The following is a 12,178-nucleotide window of genomic DNA, read 5'->3' as shown; positions in this document are numbered from 1 at the left end:
TCTTCCTTAGTCTGTAGTGAATGTAAGTGTTACAGTTCCAGTCTGAGTCGTCAACTTGGAAGTATCAACTGTTTGATTATCTACAGTCACAGTAACTCCCTTCACTACACCTAAGGTGATAGTAACGGGATTCTTAGTTGAAACTGTTGTTTTTGCATTTTTATTGTCTGCAGATAGTGTCACACCACCCTCTAGCTCGCTTCCTGAAACACTAACCCAGCTAGTTACATCCGAAACTGCCAGCTGAACCGTAGCTGTTTCCTTACTCGTTTTATACCGAGCTTCAATGCGGTTTCCTTCGCCTGACACTGTAATAGTTGATTCCGTAGTAGAAGACGAGCTAGACGTCTGACTACTAGAAGATGAACTAGTTGAAGTTGTGGAACTAGTTGAGCTCACAATACTATAATTAGGCGAAGAAGGACGCGTTGGTTGAGTCTGGATATAATTCCAAACATAATAAGTCACAAAAATTAAAATCGACAAAGCAAATAGAACGAAATAAAACAAGGGGAGATAAGACGTTTTTTTCTTATTTGATCGTCTACGACCAGACAAGTCTTCTTCATCAACATCTACCTCTTCGTAGGTAATCATGCTTCCCGAATCATAGGCATCCAAAATGATTCGCTCGTCCAATTCAACCGCCCAGGCATATTTTCTCAAAAAAGAACGAGCATAAAATGGACTAGGAAGTTGATCAAAATCATCAGCCTCCATAGCCTCTAATAAATTCATCTGAATATCCGTTTTTGCCTGCAGTTCTTCTATACTCAATCCCTGGTTAATTCTGGCTAGACGCAGAACCTCACCAATTGTTTTTTTTCTCATACTTAGCATTCCTTCTTTCTAGGGTTACTTATCTTTTAAGCTGGAAAGATTGTAAAATCAACTAGATCACCATCATCTATCAAACGATGACCTGCTTCAAGAACATCGTCTAAAGTAATTTCTTGTAAAATTTTTGGTAAATCCAAAATAGTTTCTCCTCTGTCGACTGGCTCATATTGTGTCGCAATAAACTCCAAGGAGTTCATACTACTGAAAAATTCCCCAAACATCTCACTCTTAACAAGATCCAGATGTTCCTCTGTAAGATCTGAATCTTTCGTAAAGTTGCGAATAGCCTTTCGAAATTGATGCGACAACGAAACAGGTTCTTTCGTTTCCATCGTCAACATCACAAAATGAAAGCGACTGTTGACTTCAACCTCAAGTGACAATGACGCATCCAACTTCCCTGTCTCATATAACTTTTGAAATCGCTCAGAGGTCCAACCAAACATCATCGTAAACAATAATTTTAGCAAAACATTATAACGGTAGCAATCTTCTGCTGCCACCTCACCTGCTCCCCTAATTCCAACAGCAAGTTTTGGAGAAGAGACTTCCATCCGGAGACTGTCTGTTTCTTTGACAGGCTGTAAAGCAAGCTTCTCCTTCCTTACTACCATTTCTTCCAAGTTTCTAAGTTTCTTTTGCGAAAAATACTTCTCAACTGTATCTACATCAAAATTCCCAACTAAAAACAAAGACATATTGACAGGTTTGTAAAAGGCTGTAAAGTTATCTTTTAAGTCATTTAGCTGGATATTGTTAATTGACTTTTCACTTCCAACAATATCTGCTGCCAGAGGAGTATTGGGATAAAGATTTGCTAATGTTGTAAAAAACAGACGCGAATCTGGATCGTCTTGGTACATCTCACGTTCCTGTTGGATAATTTCCCTCTCCATCTCAACTGAATCTTCTGTAAAATGAGCAACTGTTACCAATTCTTCAAGCAAATCCAAATTTTCTGATAAATGATCTATTGTCGAAAACAAATAACTCGTCTTTGTAAAACTTGTAAAAGCATTGCTATCAGCTCCCAAGCGTGTAAAAGACTCCATAATATCTTCAGCATTTTCTCTCTCAAACAGTTTGTGTTCAAGAAAATGTGCAATTCCAGCTGGATAACACTGTAAACCTTTTTCAGATAGTGTAAAGTTTGTGTCTACTGATCCAAATCGAACTGTTACAACTCCGTAAACTTCATTAAATTGTTTCTTAGGAAGGAGAGAAACTATCAATCCATTTGATAGACGAGTCTGATAAACCGTCTCCTTTACAGCAGGATAGTATTTTTCTTCAAAGGTAACTGGTGTCATTCTATTCCTTCCATAAAGTATATCGCTTGTAACCGGACACTATTTGCTGCTTTGCAGATAGCTTCTTTATCAACTTGATTTAATTTTTCAATCCAATTGTCAAAATCTGATGTAGATTTCCCTAACAAACTTTTCAAGTAAACTCGCTCGATTAGTGAGCTTTGACTATCTTGCGCAAGCAACAAGGTTCTGCTAATCATCTCCTTAGTCTGTTCAATCTCCAAATCTGTAAAATTACCTTTTTTTAGTTCAAGTAATTGATGATTCATCAATTTTCTGGCTTGATTGCGCTTTTCTCGGTCAATGCCAGCATACATCCTCAATTGACCACTAAATAAATCCAATTGACTGGAGATAGTGTAGGCTAGACCAGCATTTTCCCGAACATTTGTAAAAAGCTTAGAGTGAGCAAAACCACCTAACAGACCATTCATTACTACCATGGCTAAATGATGCTTGTCTCCATAGCTCGTAGAACAATGGTAAGCCAATTCCAAAACAGATTGGCCCACATTCTTACGAACCATTCCTTCCCGAAGGACATTTGAATATGGTTGTTTGTACTGAGGCTTGACATCGATTTGACGCCCAGTAAAGGAGAATGACCTCAACCACTCCTTCACTTCTACTTCATTAAAATCACCCAAGAAAAAGAAATCAATTCGATCATTTTTCAGAGCATCTTGAAAGCAAGTGTAGCTACTTTCCGGAGACTCATTTGAAATGCGATTTCGTAAATCACTGTATCTCAATTGAAGACGCTCATCACGGAAGAACAAGCTATCCAACTCCTTATGAGCAAAATAAAATGAATCATCCATATCAGTAGCCAAACTAGCCAATAACTGTTTTCTTTCAATTTCAAATAAGGCTGGCTCAAAAGCACCATCTTGAGCTAAGGGGGCAAATAAAGTCTGGCTCACCAGTTCAAAAATTTGAGAAGTCAAGACATTCTTTTTACTTAAAAAATCATCCCTCACATAGGTAAATGTTAGGTCAAGAATATGTACCTGTCCCCTACGATAAGCACTCGTAGAAATATCTGTTCCATACAAACTTGCCAAATATCTGCGAAAAGCTTGAGATGTTGGGTAAGCTTTATTGGCAGTTTCCAACATACTTGCACTTAACATGCGTCCCGCTATTGTCTCAAGAGATAAGGGAGCAGTAAAACGAATAGTGATTTTATTTGTTTTAAACTTTTTGGATTGAACAAAATGTGCTGAAATTCCAGGCACCAACTCCATACCTTACCTCCTTACATATAGAGTTCTATTATACCACGAAAATCAAAATTTTTCTTGTTCTCTTTATAGCTTTCAAAAGTAAAATCGTTTTCATTTTGACTGACTTTCCTTCAGTTATTTCAGGGAAAATATGGTATAATACCTTAGATTGAGGTGAATTATGGAATACAAATTATTTGAAGAATTTATTACGCTCCAAGCCCTCCTAAAAGAGCTTGGAATTATACACAGCGGCGGTGCTATCAAATCCTTTTTAATGGAGCATCAAGTTTACTTTAATGGTGAATTAGAAAGTAGACGTGGGAAAAAAATCCGTATTGGAGATACGATTGACATCCCTGATTTAAAAATTGACATCACCTTGACACAACCAAGTTTAAAAGAGCAAGAAGAATACCAAGCAGATAGGATTGAAAAAGAGCGGATTGCTAAACTTGTCAAAGAGATGAACAAGGGTGTAAAGAAAGAAAAACAAAAAACCACTTTATCACCTAAAACCAAACAAGCTCCACGTTTTCCAGAAAGATAATCATGTGGCTCCAACATTTAACAATAAAAACCTTTCGAAACTACAAAGAGACGAAAATTGATTTTAATCCAAAATTAAACGTCTTTTTGGGTCAAAATGCGCAAGGAAAAACCAATATTCTAGAAGCAATCTATTTCTTGGCCTTAACACGCAGCCATCGTACTCGAACAGATAAAAATCTCATTCATTTTGATGAAGAACAACTCCATCTTTCTGGCTTGCTACAGAAAAAAACAAGCTCTATACCTCTAGAAATTGATTTAACACCAAAAGGGCGTGTGACTAAAGTCAATCACTTAAAACAAGCTCGCCTCTCAGACTATATCGGACATATGAATGTGGTTCTCTTCGCACCTGAAGATCTCCAGTTAATTAAAGGAGCGCCCTCCGTTCGTCGAAAGTTTATAGATATAGAACTAGGACAAATTAAACCAATCTACTTGTCAGACTTGTCAAACTATAACCATATACTCAAGCAAAGAAATACTTACCTAAAATCCAATCAAAAGATTGACGAAACATTTTTGTCGGTCTTGGATGATCAGTTAGTAGAGTATGGTTGCCGCGTCATAAAGCATCGGATAAAATTCATTAAAGACTTAGAGAATTTTGGTCAAAAAAAACACTTAGAAATTTCAAATCAATCAGAAGAGTTGTCAATATCTTATCAATCAACTGTCAACTTCACTAATGAAGAAGTCTTAATGGATTCTTTTAAAATGGCTTTAGAGAAAAGTAGATCAAGAGATTTATTTAAAAAGAATACTGGTGTTGGCCCTCATCGAGATGACATTGCTTTCTATATCAATGGTATGGATGCTAGTTTTGGAAGTCAAGGTCAACATCGTAGTCTTGTACTTTCTATCAAACTAGCAGAGATTGAACTAATGGAAAGTATTACTAAAGAATCTCCAATATTACTACTTGACGATGTTATGAGCGAACTTGACAACACTAGACAACTAAAATTACTAGAAACCATTTCTCACTCTATCCAAACCTTTATCACAACAACAAGTTTAGACCACTTGCAAAATTTGCCAGAAAATCTTAGTATCTTCAATATCCGAAATGGTAAAGTATCTGTAAATCCACATTAACAACTTTGTAAACAAAAAGAACTCCTGAAATTCAGGAGTTCTTTTCTTCTTACATAGAGTAGTTTGGCGCCTCATTAGTGATTTGTACATCATGAGGATGGCTTTCTTTCAAACCTGCACCCGACATTTCAATAAATTGAGCGTTGTCATGCAATTCTTTAAGGTTAGCTGCACCACAGTAACCCATACCAGAGCGAATACCACCAATCATTTGGAAAACAATATCAGCTGCTGCGCCTTTATAGGCTACGCGACCTTCAATTCCTTCTGGAACAAGTTTGTTCGCTTCATTGACAGAACCTTGGAAGTAACGGTCACTTGAACCTTTCTTCATTGCAGCGATTGACCCCATACCACGGTAAGTCTTGAATTTACGTCCTTGGAAGATTTCCGTTTCACCTGGTGCTTCGTCTGTTCCAGCAAACATTGATCCAAGCATAACTGCATTTCCACCTGCAGCAAGGGCTTTTACAATATCTCCAGAATACTTGATTCCACCATCAGCAATAATTGTTTTTCCATATTCGCGCGCAACGGCTGCCGCATCATAGATTGCTGTCACTTGTGGGACACCCACACCTGCAATCACACGAGTAGTACAGATAGAACCTGGTCCGATACCGACTTTGACAACATCTACACCTGCATCATAAAGAGCACGTGCACCTTCTGCAGTGGCAATATTACCAGCAATCAAAGTGCGATCTGGGAAATGAGCACGAATTTCAGCAATTTTACGTAGAACCCCAGCAGAGTGACCATGAGCAGTATCAATAACAATTGCGTCAGCTCCTGCTTCGAAGAGAGCCTCTGCACGTTCAAATGTATCTGAAGTGACACCTACCGCACCAGCAACTAGAAGACGACCAAATTCATCTTTCGCTGCATTTGGAAACTCAATCACTTTTTCAATATCTTTAATAGTAATTAAGCCAGAAAGACGACCTTCTTCGTCAACCAAAGGAAGTTTTTCAATACGGTGTTCTTGAAGAATGCTTTCAGCTGTTGCAAGATCTGTACCGACAGGAGCAGTGACAAGATTTTCACTGGTCATGTGGTTTGAGATTGGCTGATTGTAATCTGAAATAAAGCGAAGATCTCGGTTTGTCAAAATACCAACCAATTTACGATTTTCAAGTGTTTCCACAACTGGAACACCACTGATACGGTAACGTCCCATCAGTTCGTCTGCTTCAGCAATAGTGTGTTCTGGAGTCAAGAAGAATGGATCAATAATAACACCATTTTCAGAACGTTTTACCTTGCGAACTTCGTCCGCTTGTTGCGCAATTGACATGTTTTTATGGATTACTCCGAGACCACCAGCACGAGCAATGGCAATGGCCATTTGGCTTTCTGTGACTGTATCCATCGCGGCTGTAATAATTGGGATATTTAAAGTCAGATTATCTGCCAATTTTGTTGTTAAATCTGCATCATTAGGCAACACATGACTTTCTGCTGGAATGAGCAATACATCATCAAAGGTAAAACCTTTTTTCAAAAATTTAGTGTCCCAATTAGACATTGAAGTTTCCTCTTTTCTTTCTTTTTGAGCTGACTCTTTTTGTATTGTATCTATCATACCATTCTATGAAAATTTGTCAATTATATTTATAACAGAAAACATAAAAAAACTATCTCTGTGATTCTATGGAAGAGATAGTTTTACGATTCATATTTTATCTATTATTTAAAATAATTTAGTCCCATTGCTCCCTTAACTTCAGATAGAGTTTGCCCTGCAACCTCACGAGCTTTTTCACTACCTTTTTGAAGCATATTGTAAACTTCTCCCATATCCTTAGCAAATTCGATACGGCGCTCACGAATAGGACCAAGTTCGCGTTCGAGTATTTCAAGTAGATAACGCTTCGTCTTCACATCGCCAAGACCACCACGTTGATAGTGTTCTTTCATCTCTGCAATGTCTTGAGCATCTTCAGGACGACCAAACACATCTAGATAATGGAAAACCATATTTCCTTCAATCTTACCTGGATCCTCGACTCGAATATGGTCTGGATCAGTATACATGCTCATGACTTTTTTACGCAAGGTATCCGCATCATCAGCTAGATAAATACCATTATTAAGGGATTTAGACATCTTGGCATTTCCATCTAAACCAGGCAAACGCCCTGCTCTCTCATTTTCTGGATAAATACCTTCCGGTTCCACCAAGACATCACAGTTATAAGCATTATTGAAGGAACGAACAATCTCGCGAGTTTGCTCAATCATTGGTTTCTGATCTGTTCCTACAGGAACATAATTGGCCTTGAAGGCAGTAATATCTGCTGCTTGCGCAATCGGATAAACCAAAAATCCTGTCGGAATACTTTCTCCAAATCCTTTTTGAGCAATCTCTGTTTTCACTGTAGGATTGCGCTCCAAACGTGCTAATGAAACTAGATTCATATAGTACATAGATAGTTCAGCCAATTCTGGAATCTGGCTTTGAATAAAGATAGTTGATTTACTTGGATCCAATCCAACTGCTAAATAATCCAAGGCAACATTCCCAATCGATTCTACAATCGTTTGAGGGTCTTTGGCGTGATCTGTCAATGCTTGTTGATCTGCCAAAAAAACAAACATCTCATACTTGTCTTCTTCCTGCAGTAATACTCTATTTTTAAGACTCCCAACATAATGTCCAATATGCAGTTTTCCTGTTGGGCGATCTCCTGTTAAAATAATGGGTTTCGTCATTTTTTTCTCCTTCGAAATGGTCTCTTCAATTATAGCATTTTTTTGTTAAAATAACAGAAAATTATTTAAATCAAACAACTAACTCATTGTAAATAAACCTGTAAACTTAATTGACATGAAATTGACAAAGAAAAATTTGAATATTTCTCTCTTTTCTAGTAGAATAAATGTATTACATATTATAGGAGAAAAACATTGCTTACAGTATCTGATGTTTCACTACGTTTTAGTGATCGCAAACTTTTTGATGATGTCAATATCAAATTTACAGAAGGAAATACATACGGATTAATTGGTGCTAATGGTGCTGGGAAGTCTACATTCTTAAAAATCTTAGCTGGTGATATCGAGCCAACAACTGGTCACATCTCTCTTGGTCCAGATGAACGTCTCTCTGTTCTCCGTCAAAATCATTTTGACTATGAAGACGAGCGAGTTATTGATGTCGTCATTATGGGAAATGAAAAACTTTACAACATCATGAAAGAAAAAGATGCCATTTACATGAAGGAAGATTTTTCCGATGAAGATGGTGTTCGTGCAGCCGAACTCGAAGGTGAATTTGCCGAACTTGGAGGTTGGGAAGCAGAAAGTGAAGCATCCCAATTACTTCAAAACCTAAACATTCCAGAAGAATTGCACTATCAAAACATGAGCGAATTGGCCAATGGTGAAAAAGTGAAGGTTCTCCTTGCTAAAGCCTTATTTGGTAAACCTGATGTTCTTCTCTTGGATGAGCCGACCAACGGTCTTGATATCCAGTCTATTACTTGGTTAGAAGACTTCTTGATTGACTTTGATAACACCGTTATCGTTGTATCCCATGACCGCCACTTCTTAAACAAAGTATGTACCCACATGGCTGACCTTGACTTTGGAAAAATCAAACTCTATGTCGGAAACTACGACTTCTGGAAGGAATCTTCTGAGCTTGCTGCTAAATTGCTAGCAGACCGTAATGCCAAAGCGGAAGAAAAAATTAAACAATTGCAAGAATTCGTTGCTCGATTCTCTGCCAATGCTTCTAAGTCAAGACAAGCAACGTCTCGTAAAAAAATGCTTGACAAGATTGAATTAGAAGAGATTGTGCCATCTAGTCGTAAATATCCATTTATCAACTTTAAAGCAGAACGTGAGATTGGTAATGATCTCTTGACAGTAGAAAATCTAACTGTAAAGATTGATGGTGAAACTATTCTAGACAATATTAGTTTCATCTTGCGTCCAGGTGATAAGACAGCTCTGATTGGACAAAATGACATCCAAACGACTGCATTAATTCGTGCAATTATGGGTGACATCGACTATGAAGGAACTGTCAAGTGGGGAGTTACTACTAGCCGTTCTTACTTGCCAAAAGACAACTCGGCTGATTTTGCAGGAGGAGAGTCAATCCTTGACTGGTTGCGTCAATTTGCAAGTAAAGAAGAAGATGACAATACCTTCCTACGTGGTTTCCTTGGTCGTATGCTCTTTTCTGGTGATGAGGTTAACAAACCTGTAAACGTCTTGTCAGGGGGAGAAAAAGTGCGTGTCATGCTTTCAAAACTCATGCTCTTGAAATCAAATGTCCTTGTACTTGATGATCCAACAAATCACTTGGATTTGGAATCTATCTCAAGCTTGAACGATGGATTGAAAAACTTTAAAGAATCAATCATCTTTTCCAGTCATGACCACGAGTTTATCCAAACTTTGGCAAACCATATCATTGTTTTGTCTAAGAATGGCGTCATTGATCGTATCGATGAAACCTATGATGAATTCCTAGAAAATGCAGAAGTACAAGCAAAAGTTAAAGAACTTTGGAAAGACTAAATAAGACTTCAAAACTCAGTTGGGGTAACCAACTGAGTTTTCTATCATTCTATGAGGTAACATGAAATCATTTTTTAAAACATATTGGACCTATTTTGTTTCTTTCATCATTCCTTTAGTAATTATGACCGGAGTATACCTAACTCAAGGTATCTACTGGAATAGCGATACATCTCCACTATTAGGAGATGGTTTCCATCAATACGTTATTTTTGATGTGGCTTTACGAAATATTTTACATGGAAATGGTAGTTTGTTTTACACCTTTACAAGTGGCCTCGGACTGAATTTCTATGCTCTATCTAGTTATTACTTGGGTAGTTTTCTCTCACCTCTGGTTTACTTTTTTAATCTGTCGAATATGCCAGATGCTGTTTATCTGACCACTCTATTAAAATTTGGATTGATTGGTCTGTCAACCTACTTTAGTTTGAATAGATTATTTAAAGATATTCCAAAATTTTTAAAACTAGCCTTATCTACTTCTTATGCTCTGATGAGCTTCACTGTCAGTCAGTTAGAGATAAAAACCTGGTTAGATATTTTTATCTTGATTCCTTTAATTATAACTGGCTTACACATGCTTATAACAGAAAACAAGCGCCTACTATACTTTACAAGCTTGTCAATCTTGTTTATCCAAAATTATTATTTTGGATATATGACGGCATTGTTCCTAATTTTCTGGTATCTCTGCCAAATTTCTTGGGACTTTAAAACTCGAAAATCATCTTTTCTTGATTTTGTTGTTACCTCCTTTTTAGCAGGAATGGCTAGTTTGATTATGACTCTTCCTACACTGTTTGATTTACAAACTCATGGAGAGAAGTTAACTGCCATCACAAAATTACAAACAGATAGTAGCTGGTATCTGGATATTTTCGCAAAACAATTCATTGGATCTTTTGATACAACTAAGTATGGATCTATACCAATGATTTTTGTTGGATTGCTTCCCTTTATTTTAACAATTCTATTTTTCACAATAAAATCCATAAGGTTTCACGTGAAACTTACCTATGCAATTTTCTTTACTTTTTTAATAACAAGCTTTTACATAGAAGCACTTGATTTATTTTGGCAAGGGATGCATACCCCAAATATGTTTTTACATCGCTATGCTTGGATCTTTTCTACTCTGTTAATTTATACTGCAGCAGAAGTCTTAAATCGTCTGAAAGAACTGAAGCTCTGGAATCTATTTATCTCACTTTTTCTTGTACTAACAGGATTTTTGGCTACTGTCTATTTCAAATCACACTATTCTTTTTTAACTGATTTGAATATCCTACTCACTCTTGAATTTCTACTAGTTTATGCTCTTTTACTTCTTGCAGTCATTAGAAAATTTATCTCTGTAAATCTATTTGCAATTCTTTTGTCTTTATTTATAACAGCTGAGATAAGCTTAAATGCTTCATCTCAAATGGAAGGAATAGCTAAAGAATGGGCCTTTGCTTCTCGTAGCGCCTATAATAGAGATATCACTGCTATGGAATCCATTCTAAACCAAATTGACAATCCATTTACACGTACTGAAAAACTGCAAATTCAGACTGGTAATGACAGTATGAAATTTAACTACAATGGAATCTCTCAATTTTCGTCTGTACGAAATCGTTCAGCTAGCACTAGTTTGGACAAACTGGGATTCAAATCCTCTGGAACCAACCTCAATCTCCGTTATGCAAATAATAGTCTTTTAGCAGATAGTTTATTTGGAATCCAGTACAATATTTCTGAAAATTCACTTGATAAGTATGGCTTTCAAGAGATTTATCAAAAGGACCATTTAACCTTATATAAAAATCAACTCTCTTTACCCATTGCCTTTGCCACTCAATCTATTTACACAGATGTAAATTTTAACAATCACACTCTAGACAATCAGGCTCTATTTATAAACCAGCTTGCTAATCTCAACTTAAATTACTTCTCCCAAATAGCATATGATAAAACAGATACTTCAGATGGTTTAACAAGTATCACAGGTTCTGCGAATGAAGATGCAAAGATTGATTATCAAATTGAGGTTCCTCAAAATAGCCAAGTCTATCTCTCTTTTTCAAATCTTCATTTTACAAACGATAAGCAAAAGAAAGTTGACATCCTTGTCAATGGAGAAAAAAAGACTTTTACAACTGACAATGCATTTAATTTCTTTAATTTGGGTTATACTGAAGAACAAAAAACTTTCAATATCAGTGTTAGTTTCCCTGGAAATTCTCAGGTGTCCTTTGAATCTCCAACCTTCTATCGTTTAGATACTCAGGCTCTTACTGAGACAATTCAAAAGATTAAAGAACAACCTGTAGAAGTATCCACCTCTAAAAATAAAGTCTTTGCTACATATGAAGTAAAACAAGATACCTCTATTTTCTTCACTATTCCTTATGACAAAGGTTGGTCTGCATACCAAGATGGGGAAAAACTTGAAATCAAGCAGGCTCAGACTGGTTTTATGAAAGTTGATGTTCCAAAGGGAAAAGGCACCATTACACTTTCCTTTATCCCCAATGGTTTTGTTATTGGAGCAGCCTGCTCACTAACTGCCCTTCTTCTTTTTGGGATCTATAATCACAGACGAAATTTATCTAAGACAGAAAAAGATTGACCAAT

The 12,178-nt window shown here is 36.8% G+C and carries 9 protein-coding genes; 4 read left to right on the top strand and 5 right to left on the bottom strand.

The annotated features are described in order from the left end of the window. Window positions 1-6: 6 nt before the first annotated feature. The 3 genes from rodZ to yfmF are packed head-to-tail and all read right to left on the bottom strand — an operon-like array spanning window position 7 to window position 3,397. Window positions 7-831, bottom strand: a complete 825-nt coding sequence (gene rodZ, locus HMPREF0850_RS04410) for a cytoskeleton protein RodZ (protein WP_001227950.1) — start codon at window positions 829-831, stop codon at window positions 7-9. Window positions 832-866: 35 nt separating this feature from the next. Continuing rightward, a complete protein-coding gene (gene yfmH / locus HMPREF0850_RS04405) occupies window positions 867-2,150 on the bottom strand; it encodes an EF-P 5-aminopentanol modification-associated protein YfmH (RefSeq protein ID WP_000189297.1) in 1,284 nt (427 codons plus the stop codon). Beyond that, a complete protein-coding gene (yfmF, locus tag HMPREF0850_RS04400; RefSeq protein WP_000424565.1) occupies window positions 2,147-3,397 on the bottom strand; it encodes an EF-P 5-aminopentanol modification-associated protein YfmF in 1,251 nt (416 codons plus the stop codon). Before yfmF ends, yfmH begins: the two co-directional genes overlap by 4 nt. Before the next feature lie 160 nt (window positions 3,398-3,557). On the opposite strand from yfmF, the gene yaaA reads away from it, so the two are divergent. Next, on the top strand, window positions 3,558-3,926 hold the full coding sequence (gene yaaA, locus HMPREF0850_RS04395) for a S4 domain-containing protein YaaA (protein ID WP_000455873.1): 369 nt from the start codon (window positions 3,558-3,560) through the stop codon (window positions 3,924-3,926). Between the two features lie 2 nt (window positions 3,927-3,928). After that, the gene (gene recF, locus HMPREF0850_RS04390; protein ID WP_000266697.1) at window positions 3,929-5,026 is read left to right on the top strand and encodes a DNA replication/repair protein RecF; all 1,098 of its coding nucleotides are present in this window, start codon (window positions 3,929-3,931) and stop codon (window positions 5,024-5,026) included. Between the two features lie 49 nt (window positions 5,027-5,075). Here the strand turns inward: recF and guaB are convergent, their stop codons facing one another. Then, window positions 5,076-6,554 carry an IMP dehydrogenase gene (gene guaB, locus HMPREF0850_RS04385; protein ID WP_000073416.1) on the bottom strand — a complete coding sequence of 493 codons (1,479 nt, stop codon included), beginning with the start codon at window positions 6,552-6,554 and terminating at the stop codon, window positions 5,076-5,078. A gap of 161 nt (window positions 6,555-6,715) precedes the next feature. Next, the gene (gene trpS / locus HMPREF0850_RS04380) at window positions 6,716-7,741 is read right to left on the bottom strand and encodes a tryptophan--tRNA ligase (RefSeq protein ID WP_000165466.1); all 1,026 of its coding nucleotides are present in this window, start codon (window positions 7,739-7,741) and stop codon (window positions 6,716-6,718) included. A 195-nt stretch (window positions 7,742-7,936) separates the two neighbouring features. On the opposite strand from trpS, the gene HMPREF0850_RS04375 reads away from it, so the two are divergent. Further along, window positions 7,937-9,559, top strand: coding sequence for an ATP-binding cassette domain-containing protein (locus HMPREF0850_RS04375; RefSeq protein ID WP_000958794.1), 1,623 nt, complete (start codon window positions 7,937-7,939; stop codon window positions 9,557-9,559). A gap of 61 nt (window positions 9,560-9,620) precedes the next feature. Next, entirely contained in the window at window positions 9,621-12,173 is a 2,553-nt protein-coding gene (locus tag HMPREF0850_RS04370; protein WP_000834503.1) for a YfhO family protein, read from the top strand. Window positions 12,174-12,178 lie beyond the last annotated feature (5 nt).

Source organism: Streptococcus sp. M143 (assembly GCF_000162495.1).
Classification (GTDB): domain Bacteria; phylum Bacillota; class Bacilli; order Lactobacillales; family Streptococcaceae; genus Streptococcus; species Streptococcus dentisani.
The sequence above is the reverse complement of the archived record's forward strand: the minus strand, read 5'-3'. Positions and strand labels throughout refer to the sequence as shown.

Coding starts and splice junctions, on each gene's coding strand:
- rodZ (WP_001227950.1), bottom strand. CDS start 831: ATGAGAAAAAAAACAATTGGTGAGGTTCTGCGTCTAGCCAGAATTAAC.
- yfmH (WP_000189297.1), bottom strand. CDS start 2,150: ATGACACCAGTTACCTTTGAAGAAAAATACTATCCTGCTGTAAAGGAG.
- yfmF (WP_000424565.1), bottom strand. CDS start 3,397: ATGGAGTTGGTGCCTGGAATTTCAGCACATTTTGTTCAATCCAAAAAG.
- yaaA (WP_000455873.1), top strand. CDS start 3,558: ATGGAATACAAATTATTTGAAGAATTTATTACGCTCCAAGCCCTCCTA.
- recF (WP_000266697.1), top strand. CDS start 3,929: ATGTGGCTCCAACATTTAACAATAAAAACCTTTCGAAACTACAAAGAG.
- guaB (WP_000073416.1), bottom strand. CDS start 6,554: ATGTCTAATTGGGACACTAAATTTTTGAAAAAAGGTTTTACCTTTGAT.
- trpS (WP_000165466.1), bottom strand. CDS start 7,741: ATGACGAAACCCATTATTTTAACAGGAGATCGCCCAACAGGAAAACTG.
- HMPREF0850_RS04370 (WP_000834503.1), top strand. CDS start 9,621: ATGAAATCATTTTTTAAAACATATTGGACCTATTTTGTTTCTTTCATC.